At 36.9% G+C, this 18,897-nt stretch carries 14 protein-coding genes and 1 pseudogene; 7 read left to right on the top strand and 8 right to left on the bottom strand.

Going from position 1 to position 18,897, the window contains the following annotated elements:
* Positions 1 to 55 precede the first annotated feature (55 nt).
* The gene (locus LEP1GSC195_RS17125) at positions 56 to 1,129 is read left to right on the top strand and encodes an alpha/beta hydrolase (RefSeq protein ID WP_040506924.1); all 1,074 of its coding nucleotides are present in this window, start codon (positions 56 to 58) and stop codon (positions 1,127 to 1,129) included.
* Positions 1,130 to 1,182: 53 nt separating this feature from the next.
* On the top strand, positions 1,183 to 1,887 hold the full coding sequence (locus LEP1GSC195_RS17120) for an SDR family NAD(P)-dependent oxidoreductase (RefSeq protein WP_015682248.1): 705 nt from the start codon (positions 1,183 to 1,185) through the stop codon (positions 1,885 to 1,887).
* 126 nt (positions 1,888 to 2,013) lie between these two features.
* Here LEP1GSC195_RS17120 and LEP1GSC195_RS17115 read toward each other — a convergent pair whose 3' ends face one another.
* The 4 genes from LEP1GSC195_RS17115 to LEP1GSC195_RS17100 are packed head-to-tail and all read right to left on the bottom strand — an operon-like array spanning position 2,014 to position 9,072.
* Complete coding sequence (locus LEP1GSC195_RS17115) at positions 2,014 to 2,625, bottom strand: methyltransferase family protein (RefSeq protein ID WP_015681740.1); 612 nt, start codon at positions 2,623 to 2,625, stop codon at positions 2,014 to 2,016.
* A 51-nt stretch (positions 2,626 to 2,676) separates the two neighbouring features.
* Complete coding sequence (locus LEP1GSC195_RS17110) at positions 2,677 to 4,692, bottom strand: heavy metal translocating P-type ATPase (RefSeq protein ID WP_015682176.1); 2,016 nt, start codon at positions 4,690 to 4,692, stop codon at positions 2,677 to 2,679.
* Between the two features lie 44 nt (positions 4,693 to 4,736).
* Complete coding sequence (locus LEP1GSC195_RS17105; RefSeq protein ID WP_015682702.1) at positions 4,737 to 7,844, bottom strand: efflux RND transporter permease subunit; 3,108 nt, start codon at positions 7,842 to 7,844, stop codon at positions 4,737 to 4,739.
* Complete coding sequence (locus LEP1GSC195_RS17100; RefSeq protein WP_040506922.1) at positions 7,834 to 9,072, bottom strand: TolC family protein; 1,239 nt, start codon at positions 9,070 to 9,072, stop codon at positions 7,834 to 7,836. The genes LEP1GSC195_RS17105 and LEP1GSC195_RS17100 overlap by 11 nt, the downstream gene beginning before the upstream one ends.
* Positions 9,073 to 9,746: 674 nt before the next feature.
* Here LEP1GSC195_RS17100 and LEP1GSC195_RS17090 point away from each other — a divergent pair.
* Positions 9,747 to 10,112, top strand: coding sequence for a DUF4180 domain-containing protein (locus tag LEP1GSC195_RS17090; protein WP_015680597.1), 366 nt, complete (start codon positions 9,747 to 9,749; stop codon positions 10,110 to 10,112).
* A gap of 64 nt (positions 10,113 to 10,176) precedes the next feature.
* On the opposite strand, the gene LEP1GSC195_RS17085 is transcribed toward LEP1GSC195_RS17090, so the two are convergent.
* Both LEP1GSC195_RS17085 and LEP1GSC195_RS17080 read right to left on the bottom strand, forming a co-directional pair.
* Entirely contained in the window at positions 10,177 to 10,692 is a 516-nt protein-coding gene (locus LEP1GSC195_RS17085; RefSeq protein WP_015681486.1) for an SRPBCC domain-containing protein, read from the bottom strand.
* Positions 10,667 to 11,032, bottom strand: coding sequence for an ArsR/SmtB family transcription factor (locus LEP1GSC195_RS17080; protein ID WP_040506920.1), 366 nt, complete (start codon positions 11,030 to 11,032; stop codon positions 10,667 to 10,669). The genes LEP1GSC195_RS17085 and LEP1GSC195_RS17080 overlap by 26 nt, the downstream gene beginning before the upstream one ends.
* A 202-nt stretch (positions 11,033 to 11,234) precedes the next feature.
* On the opposite strand from LEP1GSC195_RS17080, the pseudogene LEP1GSC195_RS17075 reads away from it, so the two are divergent.
* Positions 11,235 to 11,543 (top strand): annotated as a pseudogene (locus LEP1GSC195_RS17075) (YiiX/YebB-like N1pC/P60 family cysteine hydrolase); the annotation flags it as partial.
* A 13-nt stretch (positions 11,544 to 11,556) separates the two neighbouring features.
* Here LEP1GSC195_RS17075 and LEP1GSC195_RS17070 read toward each other — a convergent pair.
* Together LEP1GSC195_RS17070 and LEP1GSC195_RS17065 are read right to left on the bottom strand one after the other, a co-directional pair.
* Entirely contained in the window at positions 11,557 to 12,651 is a 1,095-nt protein-coding gene (locus LEP1GSC195_RS17070; protein ID WP_015682645.1) for a GAF domain-containing protein, read from the bottom strand.
* A 160-nt stretch (positions 12,652 to 12,811) separates the two neighbouring features.
* Positions 12,812 to 13,348 (bottom strand): YcxB family protein, encoded by a 537-nt coding sequence (locus LEP1GSC195_RS17065; protein WP_015682631.1) that lies wholly within the window; start codon positions 13,346 to 13,348, stop codon positions 12,812 to 12,814.
* Positions 13,349 to 14,068: 720 nt separating this feature from the next.
* Between LEP1GSC195_RS17065 and LEP1GSC195_RS17055 the strand changes: the two genes are divergently transcribed.
* The 3 genes from LEP1GSC195_RS17055 (at position 14,069) to LEP1GSC195_RS17045 (ending at position 18,775) form a co-directional block, all read left to right on the top strand.
* The gene (locus LEP1GSC195_RS17055) at positions 14,069 to 17,488 is read left to right on the top strand and encodes a hypothetical protein (RefSeq protein ID WP_040506916.1); all 3,420 of its coding nucleotides are present in this window, start codon (positions 14,069 to 14,071) and stop codon (positions 17,486 to 17,488) included.
* Positions 17,472 to 18,122, top strand: a complete 651-nt coding sequence (locus LEP1GSC195_RS17050) for a hypothetical protein (protein WP_015681260.1) — start codon at positions 17,472 to 17,474, stop codon at positions 18,120 to 18,122. Before LEP1GSC195_RS17055 ends, LEP1GSC195_RS17050 begins: the two co-directional genes overlap by 17 nt.
* A 128-nt stretch (positions 18,123 to 18,250) precedes the next feature.
* On the top strand, positions 18,251 to 18,775 hold the full coding sequence (locus tag LEP1GSC195_RS17045; protein WP_156827663.1) for a hypothetical protein: 525 nt from the start codon (positions 18,251 to 18,253) through the stop codon (positions 18,773 to 18,775).
* The last annotated feature ends 122 nt before the right edge of the window (positions 18,776 to 18,897 follow it).

The following is an 18,897-nucleotide window of genomic DNA, read 5'->3' as shown; positions in this document are numbered from 1 at the left end:
GGGATGTTCCTTCTGAGAATGGGTATTTACTACCTTTTTTCGTACGACCCTTCCTGTGCCAAGGGTTTTTCTCTCTTTACAAGAAAGCAAATACAATGTTATATTTTCCATTTGTATGGCTAAATCGTGTTCTTTATTCCACAACCTTCGACAGCTGTCGGCTGTCCTCCTCATCACCGTTTCCTTTGTCCTTGTTTCGTGCTCAGGACGACCGAAGTACGAACCAAAAGCAAACTTGAGTTATGCGAATTTTGAAGTTTACTTTCAAGAGAAGTTAACAGAAAGTAAACGGAAGAACCACAGACCGGGTAACGAAGAACGTTATATCAGTTTTGGTAAAAAAACTCCCCTCGCATTTTTATACATCCATGGATATGGTGCTTCTCGTGCAGAGGGTGAAGAAGTTATGGAAAAGTTGGCAAAGAAGTTTAAAGCCAATACTTACTTACTTCGCCTACCAGGTCATGGAACCAACAAAGAAGACCAAAGAGATCAAAATTTTAACAACTATTTGGATGCATCCAGAGAAGCATTGTATATGATGCAATCCCAAGGGGACCGGGTGGTTGTGTTTGGAAGTTCTATGGGAGGACTCCTTGCCACTTGGCTTGCATCCGAATACCCGGAAGAAGTGGATGGCCTTGTTCTTGCTAACCCCTTCTATGCTCCTGTTGATGGAAGTTTGAATATTTTAAACTATCCTGGTGGACTTACCTTCATTCATTTATTGAAAGGAAAAGTGAGAGCTTCCGCACACAATAACAATCCCAAAGTGTTACCAGAAAGAAATAACTACTGGTATCCTGAGCAGTATTTTTCAGCCCTCGTTGGCGTGAATGATTTACGAAATTATGCGGCAGTTCCTGAAGTCTTTCGTAAAGTCACTTCTCCCACCTTACTTCTGTACTACTATAAATCTGAAAAAGAACAAGACCCAACGGCCAGTGTTCCTAAAATGTTAGAAGGATATACAAATTTTGGTTTGGACAAAACACCAAGCCCTCTCAACAAAAAGGTAGTCGTTGAAAATGGAATGCATGTTCTGATGTCCAAATGGGTCATCACCGACAAAGTTTTTATTGAAGCCCAAACCGAAAAATGGCTTACGGAACTTTCTAAAACGAAGTAAAAACGGTCTATAGAAGGCAAGGTAGAGTTTTCTACCGAAGGAGATTTGATTCCATGAAAGAAACCAAGGAACGCATTGCACTTGTCACAGGGGCCAACCGAGGGATTGGAAAACAAGTCTCCATTGATCTGGCAAAACAAGGAATCTATGTCCTCATCGGTGCTAGAAACCCTGGAGAGGCAACGGAAACACTAACAGCCGTCCAGGCTGTGGGTAAAGGAGAAATCATTTCCCTCGATGTTTCCAAAGAACAAAGTATAGGTGGAGCATTCGATACCATCACAGGAAGTTTTGGTAAATTAGACATTCTCGTAAACAATGCTGGGATCTTTGCTGATCCCGGCTCTTTTTATGACACCACAAGCGAAGACTTACATAGAACTCTCCTCGTCAATCTCTACGGCCCTTTTCGTTTGATTCAGACATTTCTACCAATGATGATCCAAAACAATTATGGTCGGATTGTGAATGTCAGTTCTGGGATGGGACAGTTGTCTGAAATGGGCGGAGGGTATCCCGCTTACCGCATTTCCAAAACAGCAATCAATGCACTCACAAGTCTATCGAGTGTTGAGGCCGCAGGTAAAAACATCAAAATCAATTCTGTTTGTCCTGGTTGGGTAAAAACCGATATGGGGGGAGCGAGTGCCACAAGGCCTGTGGAGAAAGGGGCAGAAACCATTGTATGGGCGGCCACTTTACCTGATAGTGGCCCGACTGGAAAGTTCTTTCGGGATAAGAAGGAGATCGGTTGGTAGTGTGAGTCTATCAGCAAACAACTATTAAACTGCCAGTAAGATAGCCCGAATCACAATTGTAAGGATATCAGTCACAATTCTGATTCTCCCAAATATCCGGACTCTTTCAAAGGCGAAAAAGTGATTCTAATATAAGAAAGGAAGGTATCTATATGATTTTTCTTTGTATAACTTATAGTCCTCTCCATACAAGTTTTCTAGAAAATCTTCCTCACAACGAACTTGTATTTCAAATAACAAAACAAAAACAATGTTTAAATAAAAAACTAAGTGAGTCGGCCAAATAATCCAAACACCAAAATTCAGAAGAAACAATCCAAGATACGTAGGATTTCTTACTAAACTAAAGATGCCATCAGTAATCAATTCCTCTTTCGAATTCTCATCTATACCGACTCGCCAAGAATTTTTCATTTTTATTTGTGCATACAAACAAAAAGAAAGACCAATCAACCCAATAACAAAACCGGTAATATCCCATTCGATTCCAACCAAGAAATCGAATTGAGCATTTAACCCATATAAATCAAGTTTTAAAGCATGAATTACGATTATCAGTATTACATAATAGGTTATCGCTTTAAAAAGAATATTCATTAAGGCTTGCAAATTCGATTTCGATTTCCCGATGACTTCTGGATCTTTTCCAGTTCTTTTTTTCTGAATCATTCTTTTAGTTTTCCATAAAACTAAATAAATTATAAATAAAATTCCAACAAAACCGATTTCTAATAACATAAATATCTCCTATTAATTACACGAAAACTTCAAATGACTTAATAAAATTCACTATTTAATTGCGAATTTTTTCATCTGCAATCTGACTGAATTTAAAATCGCGAGAAGTGCAACCCCGACATCTGCGAAAACAGCTTCCCACATTGTTGCCAGTCCACCTGCACCTAAGATCAGTACAATACCTTTTACCACAAAAGCTAGAATGATATTTTGCCAAACAATCAGTCTTGTCTGCTTCCCGATATTGATTGCCATAGGTATTTTACTTGGTTTGTCGTCCTGTATTACTACATCAGCAGTTTCAATTGTGGCATCACTTCCTAAACCACCCATCGCAATACCCACGTCACTTAACGCTACAACAGGTGCATCATTAACCCCGTCTCCGACAAAAGCCACGGTTTCTCCTTTCGATTTGATTTCCTTTATCTTGTTTACTTTATCTTCGGGAAGCAAATCCCCAAAAGCACTCTGTATGCCTAGTTTTTCTGCAACAAATTTTACTATCGTACTTTTATCGCCACTTAGCATTGTTGATTTTACACCAAGCAAATTCAACTTATCAATTGCGATTTGAGCATCTTCTTTAATGCGATCAGCAATAGTAATATAACCGATAAACTCTTTATCGTAAGCAACCGCAATGACCGTATAAACAATAGTCTTCGGATCAATGTCGTAAACGATGGCAAATTTATCCATCAGCTTAAAATTCCCGACTAATAACTGCTTTCCATCCACCTCAGCTTTTAATCCATATCCAGAGATTTCCTCTACACTCTGTAAGAAAATCTCATCACTTACTGAGTCAACAAAGCCGATGATAGCAGTTGCTACTGGATGACTACTATGACTTTCCAGAGCTTTTACCATTTTTAGAATTTCAGCTTGGTTGAATCCTGGATTGAAAACAACTTCCTGAACTTTAAAAACTCCCTCTGTCATTGTCCCAGTTTTATCCATTACCAAATTTTGAATGCTAGCAAGAGCATCTAAAAAATTACTGCCTTTGAACAAGATACCGTTCCGACTAGCTGCACCAATACCACCGAAGTAACCCAAAGGAATGCTTATCACTAATGCACAAGGGCAAGAAATAACTAGAAACACCAAAGACCGATACAACCAATCACTAAATTGATAGTCTGATATAAAAAAATAAGGAAGTAAACATGTTGCTATAGCTAACAGAACAACAATAGGTGTATAAATTTTTGCGAATTTCCGAATAAGTAATTCTGTAGGTGCTTTCCTAGAAGTCGCGTTTTGAACTAATTCCAAGATTTTACTTAGTTTACTATCTGCGTATATTGCTGTTACTTTTACCTGGGAAACAGTATTAAGATTAATCATACCAGCCAATACGGTATCGCCTATTGCTTTCGTATCTGGTTTACTTTCACCAGTTAAAGCCGCTGTGTTAAATGATGCTATATCAGATAATAATATTCCATCGAGACCAAGCTTTTCTCCTGGTTTAAGTTGTATAATCTCATCAATAGTAACGCTTTCTGCCTTTACTGTTTGTTGTAGATTATTTCTTAACACCGTAACTTCATCAGGTCTTTGATCAAGTAAAGACTTGATACTAGACTTCGCCCTTTTTACCGCTATGTTTTGAAAAACCTCCCCAATGGCATAAAATAACATGACTGCAACACCTTCTGGATATTCGCCAATGGCAAATGCTCCGATCGTAGCAATACTCATTAAGAAGAACTCAGAAAAAATTTCTCCTTTTCCAATATTAATGCCAGCTTCTTTCAGTACAGGCAAGCCCACAGGAGTATAAGAAAGTAGATACCAAAGAATCCTAACCCAACCTTTAAACCATTCTGGTTTTAATACATTATCGAAAAAAATAGCACCGAGTAATAACACTAGAGAGATGATACTCGGCAAAAATATTTTTATCGGATGACTGTGATCATGCTCATTATCCTCGCCATGTTCATGATTATCCGATTCATTTTTCAATCTTTTTGTATCTACTTTAGAGTATTCGTTTTCGTCTTCTGCGCAACAAAGAGACTTAACCGGAGCTTTCTGAATATATTTATCTTTCATGATCAATTTCCTCACCTATAATCGCAAAATAATCCGTATTCTGTTTAATCTTCCTCAAGCCATTCGTAAAACACGGGAAGTAGGAATAACGTTAACAAGGTGGAGGAAACAAGCCCACCTATGACTACAGTTGCCAACGGCATTTGCACTTCCGCACCTAATCCTTCACCGATTGCCATAGGAATAAATCCTAAAGATGCAACCAAGGCTGTCATTAATACAGGTCTTAGTCTGGATACAGCAGCTTCTTGGACAGCTTCTTTAAGAGACATTCCGCTCTTACGTAACTGATTTATATTATGTATTTTTACAACTCCATTGAGTATGGCAATGCCAGATAAGGCGATAAATCCAATGGCTGCTGAAATGCTAAAGTTCATTCCTCTTAAATAAAGAGCGAAGATACCTCCTGTCGTTGCAAAGGGTATACTTAAATAAACCAAAATCGCTTGTTTATAACTATTTAAACTTTTGAGTAAAAGAAAAAATATAGCGAACAAAGTAACGGGAACAACGATCGCAAGTTTTGACTTTGCCTTCTCTAAGTTTTTAAATTGCCCTCCCCAAAAAACCTGATAATTATTTGGAATACTAAGGTTTGAATTAATTTTCTCCTTTGCTTCTTTAACAAAACTCTCCATATCACGGTTTTCCAAATTAATAGAAATCGCAGCATAACGCCTACCGTTACTCCGAGAAATAGTCATTACTTTTTTTTCCAAAGTAAAATTAGAAACCTCACGCATAGAAACAGCACCCAAATCCAGCGTTCCTATCGGCAATTGGCTTAAATCGGAAAGAGACTCACGATATTCTTCCGCAAGCTTCACAACAATAGGAAATTTTTTATCGTTTTCATAGTAGTTGCCAACACTTCTACCACTTAGGTATGCATTATATGTATTGTTGAAATCTTGAATGGTGATACCATACCGAAGGATACGATCATAATCAGGTTTAAAATCCAAAACTTTGCCATGCCTTAGTGCTAAGATAGGATCAAGTTCAACATCACCTACTCCATCGATTGATTTCAAATTCTCTTCAGCAGCGTTTTGAAGTAAAATTAATGTCTCTAAATCGTTTCCTAAAATACGAAAAGTAATATCAGCACGACTACCTTCCAATAACTCGTTGAATCTTGCTTCTACAGGTTGTCCAATGGATATTTCATCCTCAGGAAATTCATCATTTAAGCGAACCCTTAACCTTTCTATAAATTCATTCCAGTTCTTTTCTCGAATCAAAGAATCGATTGAGTCCTTTTTAAGGATAACAAAAGTATCCGACATATAAATTCCCATTGGATCATTAGCAACTTCGGTAGTCCCAGTTCTTGAAAACACATACTCAACTTCTTTAAATCCACGCAAAAAAGTCTCCATTTTCTTCTGCATTTCGGTGGATTTGGATAAACTGATATTACTATCCCGAACAACAGTAATCATCATATCTCCCTCTTTCAATTGAGGAATAAAATCGCCACCTAATCTAAAGAATATTAAGCAAGAAACACAGAACAAAGAAACTGCAGTTAATAAAGCAAATCGCCTCTGTTTAAATCCGAAAAGTAGGATAGGAACATATAAATTCTTAATTTTATCGAACCTGCCGTTCTTTTTAGATTTTTGGATATATCCCTTTACTATGAACAAACATAACGTTGGAATAACGAGTAATGTGATTAAATAACTACCGCCAAGTGCTAACAATACTGCCTCTGCCATAGGACGAAACATCTTCCCTTCCACTCCATCCAAAGTTAGAATCGGGACATACACAGTTGCGACTATAATGATACCGGACGTGACAGGTGCCAAAATTTCCCGAGAAGCTTCCAATACAAATGTTATTGGATCAGAAACGGGACTATCACCTAACTCTTCTCTCTTCGCAAGCACGTTCTCGACCATAACGATCGCGGCATCAACGAGTAACCCAAAATCAATTGCACCTAGGCTCATTAAATTTGCAGATATGTTAAAATAATACATCCCTATTGCGGTGAACAACATAGAAAGAGGAATGATGATTGCTACAAAAATGGATGCCCTGAAATTTCCCAGAGCCAGAAAAAGAATCAATACAACAAGTAGTGCACCTTCCGTTAAATTTTTAAATATCGTTGCAATCGTAGCATTCACAAGAAAACTTCTTTCGCTTAATATGTTGATCTCTACATCTTCGGGCAATTGGATCTTGTCCAAGAAGTCTTTCAATTCACTTACAGTTTCCCTGCTATTCGATCCCATCAACATCATCACTGTCCCAAGAACGATTTCTTTTCCGTTATGCGTTGCTGATCCTAACCTCTGCATTCCATGAACTCTTACGACGGCGACATCACCTACTCGAACTAAATTACCTAAACCATTCTGACGGATTGGAATTTTTTTCAATTCTTCCAATTTCAATCCACTTCCGAAAGATCTTGCAATGATCATTTCATCGTTTTTCTCTATATAACCTCCGCCAAAGTTATCTCCAACGGAATCAAGAGCATTAATGATCTCATTAATACTAATGCTTTGTGCTTTTAACTTATTTGGAATTAAGTCAATATGTATTTCTTGTGCATATCCTCCTATCGTATCCACTTCAGCAATATTTTTCACATTAGATCTGATTTGATTTCTTATACTTAAATCCTGTATCGTTCGCAGATACGTCAGTTTTTCTGATTCATCTAACATATCTAACTTAGAGCCAGATTTTGCAGTAACAGAATACATCAATATCTCGCCAAGCCCTGTAGTAATAGGCGTTAATTCAGGCATAGCCCAAGGTGGGATTCTATCTTTTACATTCTGAAGTCGTTCCATTACGATTTGCCTAGCACGATAAACATCAGTGCCATCTTCAAAAGTCAAAACCACATTAGACAATCCGAACTTGGACAATGACCTAATATCTACCACACCTGGAATTCCCGATAACTCCGTTTCGATAAAGAAAGTTATTGTTTTCTCTACCAGTTCTGGATCTAAAGAACCTGATTTTGTATTCACTTCGACGATTACATTAGAAATGTCTGGTAATGCATCAAGAGAAACCCTGGACAGAGAATACAATCCTAAAGAGATCAACAGAAACGAGAAAATGATTACAAAACTTCTATTCTTGAGCGAATACTCTAATATTCTACTTAACATCGATGGCTCCTTCAAAATCAGGATTATTAGTTAAAAACAAAATCTCGGTAATGTTGTCCACAAACTGCATTTGATAGTCGTATATAGCTTCATGAGTTTCATGAAGTTGTGTTTCAAGTTCCAAATAATTAATTAGGCTGATGCGACCTTTGATAAATTCATTATCCGCATAACTAAGTTTTTGTTCTATGGAAGAAACTAGAGAAATGGAAAATTTATCTAAGGATTTGTTAATGGAATCGTATTCTATTAAGCTGGAGTTTAGCCTGGTCGTTAAGATTCTTATTTGATGATTGAGAAGATAATTCTCTGATACGGTTCTAGCTTGCATACTCTTCACAACATCCTCGTTAGTGTCCAACGAAGGTACAGCAAACGAGACACCTAAGTCAAAGAATCTATTGGCAACCCCCGACTTATCTTCTCCAATCGAACCTTGCAATTTTATATCCGAATACTTATCTAATCTTGCAAGTTCTACTTCTTCCTTTGCTTGTTGAATTCTACTCTGAGATTGTTTTAATACAGGATTCTTACTAATCATTGCTGACAAAAGATCACTTTTAGGTAGAGGTTTTCCTTTCTGAAGCCAAGGAGATCGAATTGAAATTTCCTTTTCCAAACCTAAGAAAAAATTCAGTTTCTCCCATTCTACCGATCTATTTTTCTCAAGAACAATCAGGTGCTTTTGAAGGGTTAACAAACGATTTTGCACAAGATACAACTCAACTTTTGTTTCAGGAGAAACGAAAACTTTCTTCTCGATATAGGATTCAATTTGAGAGACTCGCTTGATCCTATCCTTAATGTGAGAAGCCTTTTCTGAAGCGATTAAGTAAGAGTATACCAACTTAATCACACTGAACCTATACTCTAACTTACTTTGTTCTAACTCTGCCAAAAGTGACTTTTCACTTGCTTCGGCAATTTTGATTCGTAAGTCTCTCTTTCCTGGATAGTAGAAGTCTTGGCTTAATCCCAATGCGTATTCGGGACCAGATTCATTACTTGCCCGTCTTCTACCGTAATCCAAAGAAATGTTCGGGTTCTTGTATTTTCCCGCTTTTTGTTTTAAATTTTCAGCTTCTTCTACTTTCGCCTGTCCAGAGAGGATTAAATCCGCTTTGGATTCGGCAATACTCAGTATCTGATCAAGAGAAAAAGACTGAGAATATAGCGGCAACGCCAAGACGAAGCTGAACGCAAACGCATTCCTTAATAATAACATATTTTACTCCAATACAATATAAAGCTAAAGAAGAAGTAGGCTTTATATCAGATTTGAAGTTTAGTGTGAGTTAGTTGTTGGGAAAAATAGAGATCTGAAAATACCAGCTCAGGATTTTGGTATTCAAGATGGTCAATTAGAGAGATTGAAATATCAGAAATAAAGGATACGGAAAAAACGATAAAAACAGGTTTGAAATACTTCGTCGATTCGAAGATAGAATAATCTTTCTGACAAAAACAATCTTCGAAGCTATGGGTTTTTCCATCACAGGGAACTTCCGAATTTTGATGTTCCTGATCAATTACTTTGGAAATAAACTCATCATTTAAGCACTGAAAATCAAATGTCTCAAGGAATTTACAGAATACAGAGATAGATATTCCGAATAACAATATAGATGTGAATATTTTTCTTAACATTCTTTTAAGCCAACATCATACAAGGAGACAATCTAACTTTCCAAAACTTAACTAGATTTACAAGAAAATTTATTACCTAAATGCAACAGGTTATCAACATCGCCAAAAAAAGCATTCGGCTGTCTTAAGTTTTACGAACTCTCAGCGCCCTTCATATTTGCATCGATAAGGGCTTCTCAAAGTTTGACTGAGATCACCTTTGAAGGTAGAATCGGAATTCACAAATAGCCTTTCCAATAGGAATTTGATTTAATGAACATTCGCAAAATACAAAAAAACAATATTGATATCGCAGTGGTCGATACAACGGAAATCGTTTTCACCGATGGTTCCTCAGCCCTTGACTTCTTTGCAACAACACAATATGAATCAGGAACTGAGCGCTTTGTATTAAAACAATATCAAATCCCCGAAAGTTTCTTCGATTTAAAAACTGGTCTTGCAGGGGATGTATTACAAAAGATTGTGAACTACCGAATGAAACTGGCTATTGTTGGGGATTTTTCTGTTTATTCCAGCAAAAGTCTAAATGATTTTATTTATGAAATGAATTCTGGGAAGGATGTTTTTTTTCTGAATTCGGAAGAGGAAGCAATCAACCATCTAAGTAGCGTTTAGTGGTTTACTATATAAAGGTAATGCCCATGCCCGAGCAAAATCGCACAAGGCATGGATACAATCTCTAAACCATCGTTGACAATATTTTATCTAATTCCAAATAACATTCCGACATACCATCAACCGCACCACATTCGATCATCGTTGTGCGCACTTCAGCAGAAGAAAATCTATATACATGTGTCATTAGAGTCTGTTTGCCTTCGGTTGTGAAGGTACGAGATTCGATAGTGGCATTCGGGTCTTCGGGAGCATTCGGATCGAAAGTCGACATATCCATCACGTAATTCTCGGTATTGGAAAATTTTTCAGGTGCAAGGACCTCTCGAAATGTTCCATAAACACCACCTTTGTTTCCATTTGCATCCGCATAAAGATATAGGTATTTGCCACCAACCCTAAGATCTTGTTCGCAAGTATCTAATACCATACCTTCGGGACCAATCAACCATCGGCGCATCAGATCGGGTTTGGTGTGACAATCGAACACCAATTCACGTGGTGCCGCGAAATAGCGTGTAAACACAACTTCCGTCTCACCTCGAAGTTCCATCTTAGCTTCTTCTTTTTCTGATTTCATTTTGCTTATCTCCCTTGGTTTGTATTGTTTGTAATTCTTCTAATAGTCCATCTAACGCCTGATATCGTTTCTCCCACATCTGGCGGTATTTTTCGATCCAATCGATAGCAACTTTGAGGGGTGCCGTTTCCAATCGGCGGGGTCGTTCTTGGGCTCGGACGGATGTTGAAATCAGACCAGCTTTTTCCAAAACTCTAAGATGGCGCGAAATGGCAGGTTGGCTCATTCGAAAAGGTTTCGCCAATTCCATGACCGTCGACTCGCCTTTCGCAAGGCGCATGAGGATCTCCCTGCGAGTGGGGTCGGCGAGAGCTGCGAATGTGGAATCAAGTGTTTGCATAACTAATTGGTTATATAAAAGACTGGATATGTAATATACCAAAGTCAATCGTTTTTTGGCAAAAATGGTTGGAATTTATGGTTGGTTGGGGACTTAAGCTACCCCGCAAAAATCCAGGAATTTCACATTTGTCTACAGAATAAAGATTCAGAGAAAATAAACGAAACCCTAAAGGAAAATATTAACCAATACAAAGGAAATCCTTACACCGGAAATAATCTCACAGATGAAAACTTATGGTGACTCATTACTCGGCAAACATTATGACCTTTACTTCGAGTGGTCTGAAGATCGAATTTATTGCACAGAACTCATTTGGAAAATTTACGATAAAATTACAGGAATTAAAATTGGGAAATTGAAAACTCTAAAAGATTTTGATACTTCATCAAAACAGGTTCAAACTTTGATGAAGAAAAGATACGGTAATGAAATTCCTTACTCTGAACCAGTCATTTCACCAGTGGATATGTTCAATTCAGATGAATTAATTACCATAATAGAAAACTAATAACATAGCTTGCCTACCAATTTGGTGATTCTTTTTCCAAAAACACAATTTTTGATAACAAACCAATATTATGTTTTTCGATTGCATTAGCTAATCCAATCCCCATAAGTTCGAATACCCTTTGGAACAATTCAGCAGATTCAATTTTCTGATCGTTCCGTCCATAAAAACCTAAAATAGCAATGGTTTGGTTATGAACCTTCAATGGATATTCCATCAAACAAGAGATTCCCGCTTCCAGTATGTGATCTCTGACTTCCTCAACGGAAGTCGACAAAAGTTGCTTTCGGATAATGGCTGAATTAGAAAAATGAGCCGATGTGAACTTGGATTCTTCTTTGGAAAACTTTTTTCCTTCATAGATTCCATGTACATTCCCTTCGACTAAACTGTATTCCCAATCATTACCAATTTTGGAAGCAATCAAACCCAATGGCAATCCAAAGAGTTTTGTTCCTGTTTGTAAATAATTTCGGCAAGTCGTTGTTAGGTCAGCAGACTTAACAGATAGAAGACGAAACAATTCCGCCAAAGAATGTTTCACAAAGGATGCGGTATTTAAAGTTTCCGCGATTATTTGCTCATTTTTAAATTGAATCAATTCCCTACTCAATTGATCAGCAATTACATCGATGAGTTTTAAGTTTTTGAATTTATGTTTGAACTTATCTTCAACGACCATTCCAATCACTCCGATCACAGTCCCAATATCGGAACGAATGGGGTAACCCAAATACATAGCAGATGTTTTCTCTGGAAGGGTTTCTGTGAGAGGTTGAAAAAAGGATTCCTCGTCTACCAAATTCAATTCAAAAATCATATTGGAGTCTACAACATGATGACAAGGTACTGAATATTTGGACACAACAGGTGCGATTTGAAATTCAGAACGGCTATGAAGCGCCAACAAACGAAAGTTTTGTGATTCAGGTAAATATTCAAAAATCCATGTAGAAATGATTTCTGGAATACGTGCAATGGTTTGCACTGTTTGTTCCCAAACCTGCTCCGATGGCCGAGCCGAACCAAAGGAATGTAAATCATCTGCAAGATCTGCAGCAAGAGAAACCCCGGAGAAATATTGGTTGGGAGCCAATTCAGAAAGCATAACAAGCCACCTCTCCTCTCCATCCCACCAAGGAAGCCGGGATCGCCTAGAAGTTTAATCTGCTATATAAGATAATAATTCAATATAGCGGCCAATATCTTTTCCAATTGGTGCAATCGCTTACCAAGAAAATCCCATCTTTTGGGCCCAGCTAAATGGATCATTTGGAAGTGTTTTTTAAATTTCTATTTTTCTCTATTAGAAAGTCAATAATCGCCTTACTTTCCGTTGGCGAAGTAAAAATTCGATTTGGTAAAATCAACGCTTGGATATTAGAGATGTATACATAAAGAGCCTCCGTTCCTATAGACAATCTTTCGACATTTTCATAGGGAATCTTTGACTCCACATTTTTGTATTGGGTGAAGATATATGAATCTTCAAAGCGAATGGTTAACTCGGATTCGATAAACTCTTTTCCTGCAGTATAAAATTTATTAAAGTATTTAATGAGTCTTCGTTTTCTAGTCAATCGCAGATAAACATAATAAAGAATGTTTATCAACAAATATAAGATTGCGAAAATATTAATTTCTTTAGGGTATGTTGTAAGGAATATCACAACAGAAATAATCGTAGTAATGAACAAAAGAATTTCCGGATAATATTTCTGGTATTTACTACCATAAAAATGATGATGGTGTAAGGAAAAAATAGACTGGTCTTCCAGTTTTTGTATATATTTTATTTCTTTCATTATATATTTCTACTCCCCTATATCCAGAAACACCTAACGTTAATATCTTAATTAACAATTAGGCCACTTCCTTACCACGAGCTGCTTCTAAAATAGAAAACCATTATTATGATTGCTAACACATTTAAAGTAGGGACAAAACCATGGTATTCCTCAAAAGGTATAACGTTTTGTAACTTCCGTTCAACAAGCGCTTAATTCCCCAAGTAACATGGAATGAAACTCCTTGCACTTATACTGAAAGTGATTCAACGATCGAAGAAACTAATACTAATACCAATGAGAACATAAGCAAAAACCAGACAGACGAATGTATAGCCTTATCTTTCAAAGTAAAAAAAACCATAATAGGCAAGATGATTATTTGTAACGCAATTGAAACTAGTTCGAGAATATAGTGAATTCTATCAAAGACAAAATGGAACCCATTCTTATAGAATAGTTCTAATATGAAGAATATACCATACGACCCGAAAGTAACTAAGGAAAAAAGCCAAGTTATTATATTCTGAACTACTAAGTCTAGCATAAATTATTCTTGCACTCCATAATAATCGAATTTATGTTAGTCTGTACCATTAGAATAATAATGAAACCTAACGAGGGAAAATGAAACAAGTTAAAAACTCTAAATTCTGAATACATATTTTCCCCGTTTTTTTATTAACCTTGTTTTCATGTATCGCACAGGAGAAGCCTGACCATTCTCTGATGTTGTTGATGCCCTGGGAATATGGAGACAATATTTCTGTCTCTGCAACCGGTACAACAGATTTTGGTAGCGTATTCGGGATTCAAACAAAAGAAGATATCGATGTTTGGAATACCGAAAATCCTGTTGCAAAAGGATATTTAATCAACTGGCTATTATTTACACCAGGTGAAGATGAAGATTATTCCCAAGAATTAACCTTGGCCGATCTAAAGACTGCAGAACCTTTACCAATAGATGCTTCAAATCCTATCCCTTTGCCTCATTCTCCATCGGAAACTTTAGAACTTCGTAACCGAATCCATGAAGTAAATAAAACCAAAGAACTACTGACTCAAAAAATTGAGCAACCGGGCGTGTATCATGCTAGAATTTTTATTTCGTCGAGCATTGAACTCCAATATCTAAAAGAACTAATTATCCCCTATTCAGCGTTTCCTTATTTCGAAGTAGAAGGAATGAATTATAAACCTTCCAATCAAGAATTAGTGGGCTACATAGATTGGTCAGCGTATAAAGATGGTGGTTTTGTTTACGTTATCCTTAGCGGATATCATTACAATTTTTTATTAATGAATGATCTTTTCCAGGCAATCGAAATTTTAAAACCAATAGATTACGAAGAACTGGCACTCCTGGACTTTGACTTGTCAATGTCACCTGAGCAATTCCAGGTGTATTCAGACCAATTGCAACTGGAAGCAAATGAATGGAAGATACGAGACAACCAAGCCTACTTAAAATTACAAAAACTCAGAGATCCTGCCGAGAATTATCAATTTGCAATTTTTGGGTTCTTAAGGGGAGGATTATCAAGAATATTTTCAAATGTTTGGAACCATGTTAGAATAGGAATTATCAAAGCAAACGTTCAACTAACAAACCGGTTAAAATTTGATTTAAATAGACTTACAATACCAGATGAGTTAAGAAATCGGATGAAGATTAAGCCATCTGAGTTTTTTAACAATGCATTTACTCCCCCAAAATGGATTCGCGATAGGCTAAAACTTCCCAAATGGCTTAGGGATAAATTGAAACTTTCAAGTTACAAACCCCTGCGGGGTATCATTGAAGTTCTGGATGCCAATGGAAAGGTTTTTCAATTCAAACGCCAGGATCGAAAAATGACTCTTGATTGGACACCTATTGAGTTTCGTGTAGGACCACAATTACCCGGAGAACTCCAAGACTTCAATCCTTTCGATCTCCTGACAGAAAAAAGCACTACATTAATGAATGGAATTTTTAATAAGAATTTACAAGCGACTGTTCCCATTCTGGGAACTCCAATTTCGTATAATATATGTTACAATTTAGATAATGGATATTCGAGGATAACAAACAACGGTATCTTTCCTCTAACAATATGTGCAGGCCAATTTAAACCGAGGGAATTTCCATATTATATCCAAATCAAAAATTCATTTTCTCAAACTGCCGCAATGATTCAGTTTGCCCATGCGGAAGCTTTACAGAAGCTAGGTGTGCTAACAAAAAGGGCCAATGTATTCCAGGGTGGAGGGATGAACCCAGCTACATGGAAAGGTGGTGGAGATGATAGTATTGGGGCCTTTGCTCCTTGCGGACAAATTATTAACTTGGTGGATACTCAAAAAGTGGCGCTTTATGATCCTGGAATCCTATCGATCTCCTCGCATTTTTTAAGTTTTGATATTTACTTGGAGAGGTATGAAAACTTCCTTACCGTGGTTCACGAATACTCTCATATCGTACACTGCTCCCTCATTGGAGAATCCAAATACCGAGAACAAATTGCCAAATATGCAGAAGATGTGATCCAAGGATTTGAGCCAAGAAAATCAGAATATGGGAAATTGCATGAAGGAATTGCTAATTATATAGAATTTCTGCTTAATGCAAACATGAGTTATTGTCCTACCTACGGATGTAAAAATATTGAAGAAAACCATCATTCGGGGTACTTGGATTTCTCCTCAAATACTCTTTTGCTAGGGTTATTATTAGGAACAGATAGGCCATATACTGATTTTGATATCTTCAATGGGGCGGATAGCAAAGAATACCGCAATTCAAGTCTTCCATTTATCAAAGAAAACTACTTCGATAACAATCAAATCATGGCGATATCTAGTTTTCTCTATGATTTAGAAGATAGCTGTGAAGATAATTTTCGAAAAATTATATCCAATACTAACGCGGGCAATGTTTCAAATGAGAGATTTTATGATAGAGTACATATGGGTAGATCGAATGTCGTGAGTATGATTCGACATCTACCTTACCCAGCTAAACTTCAAAATCTAAGCCCAATGGTCTTTGCCATGGGTGTCACTCCTGATGACTATTGGGAATTGGTAGACTTACATGGATTGAATGGCTTGACGAAAGGGTTACCCATCATTAACCCTTTCGACAGTATCTCATTTGGCACGTTCACGATAGACAAAGCAAATGAAAAAGTAAGCAATAATTGTTTGGCAAAAGCACCGTCGATAATTCAGTATGATATTGATTTAGCGTCCAATATCATCGGGATGAATCAACAGCCAAACTACCGAAAGGAACAGACACCTATCTTAGAGTTAGACAAATCGATTTCTATCGAAAGCTTAAAGTCACAGCACGTTCCAAGTAATGCGTTTGCCATAACTTGGAAAAAAGAGAATCAGGCGGCAAATTCTCCAAATCTGGACTATATAAAAGTTGAAGATGGCATTTACCAAACAAGTAAACTCTCATGGACAAGCAATTATGGGATCGACTGGCCCGAATTCTTACAAGAAGCAACACCTTTGTATTCGACAGCAATTAACTGGTATCCTCTCGGTAAAGAAATCAAAGATATGGGAGTCATCGAATATTCGCGTATAGACTATTTTACTTCGCCTGCAATCGAATACTATTGGTTTACCGAAAATCTACCGGAATATACATCTCAGAACGAAAGCTTTGGGGATTTTATTAGTCGGATCACTCCGGAGGGTTGCCAAGGAACAACCTGGTCACCCATTGGAAAACCCAATAGATCTATGGGTACGGAATGTTGGACTGGCGTGGGGGTCTGGGCAGGGATACCTTATACAGAAGACTACTGCTCAGGTCTTATTGATTACGATGATAGACATACAGTAGTTAAGTCTCCCATTTCAATTAATATCCATTTCGTCCATTATTATGATCTTCGCACTGGGCAACTGAGCTGCGATCACCACTCAAAAACCTCTAGTGGACTTTTTGAATTTGATGATCGGAGTTCTTATATTTTTCCCCCAAGATATTATAACGATATTTGGAAGCACTTATATGACCAAAAAGACGGTCATATCCGCTTTAGTAACCCTCATTCCATCAACGACTTTATCACAAGAAGTGGGCTAAACTATGCGCATTTGTCTACTCAAAAGGAAAAAGGATACTTTGAATACTATGTGGAAAATAAGTAATATCTATATACTTACAATTGTCTTCCTACAATTAAATTGTTTTCCTTCATGCCAACCGGAGAAGGCTGAGTTAAGTCCTGAGCTATTGACGGTATTATTACTAACTACCGAAAACCGCCGGTATTCATTCGAGCCAAATGACACAAAAGAAAGTGCATTCTGCATTGATGTACCTGCTAGAAATTATGTAAGCGCATTTAATGCATTTCAATTCGAAATGATGAGCGTTATTTTTCCTCGTAATGACACGGATTATTATCGAATATTTTTTAAAAACCAAAAATTCGGATTAGACCATGCTCTATCTGCAAGTGCAAAGTTTCATATTATACTTGAAAATGAATCAGAAATTATTTATGATTCAAGAAATCCAGAAAATTCAAACTCTTTTATTGAAACTAATGAGATCCTCAATTTTGTTTTCCAAAATCAGTCTTACTCTTCGCGGCGAGTAATTCTAAATGGATTGAACTCTGCGTATCTAAAACTAATTCATAACGAAAATCTTCAATTTCCAGAAGGTTATAGCAATGATTACGTTATAGATATTATTGACAAAACACCCAATAACACCGACGAGATCAGTAGAGGAAACATTAGAATCTTAGGAGAATTTTTATCATGCCCCCATTGATAAAGCAATTTTGGCCAAAACATACGCAGATTCCCAAAAGAATTCTAGGAATCGCAGGAGCTTTGGTTATTTCACCTATATTTAATATATTGCATATTTTTTTTCCTTATGGTTGGAGTCGGTTCCAAATGAACTGGATTCCGTTAGTTTTTACTCCCTGGAAAATGTTTTTTCTTTTTTTACCAATTTGTGTCTCGGTGGGGTTAATTTATAAATTTCGCTGGGCATTCATTGGTTGGATGGTGTATTCCATAAGTCTCTTTATTTATAATAGTTACATCACCTTCTACCATCCCACAGGAATTAACTTTTCCATTTTAGCTCAGAGTTTTATACTAATTTCCTTGGTTCCATGGATATTGAATAAAGATATTAGTTCTCCGTATTTCTCAAAAGACAATAAGAGAGGATGGAGAAGAAACTTACGTATTCCATGGAATAAAGATTATGTATCTGAGTTAGGTATTCGATTAAAATCTATCAACCGCAGCATCAAGGGAATCTTATTCCAAAACCCAGGGGATTCAAAGATCCAACTATCTCAAGAATTAACATTGTTTAGCGAGTTAAAAAAATCTAAAAAAAAGCTTAGAGGAAAGGTTACTAGACTCACAAAAGACCAGATTTTTATTTCTATCATCGAAGAAAGTTAATACAAAATAAATGAAATCCCCCTGGTTCTTATTATTTGTTATTTCTTTTATAATAAATCTATCACTGTTTTATTTTCAGTTTGAGTTAGATGACCAAAAATTAGATACCGATGCAATTATTC

This window comes from Leptospira wolbachii serovar Codice str. CDC (assembly GCF_000332515.2).
Classification (GTDB): domain Bacteria; phylum Spirochaetota; class Leptospiria; order Leptospirales; family Leptospiraceae; genus Leptospira_A; species Leptospira_A wolbachii.
The sequence above is the reverse complement of the archived record's forward strand: the minus strand, read 5'-3'. Positions and strand labels throughout refer to the sequence as shown.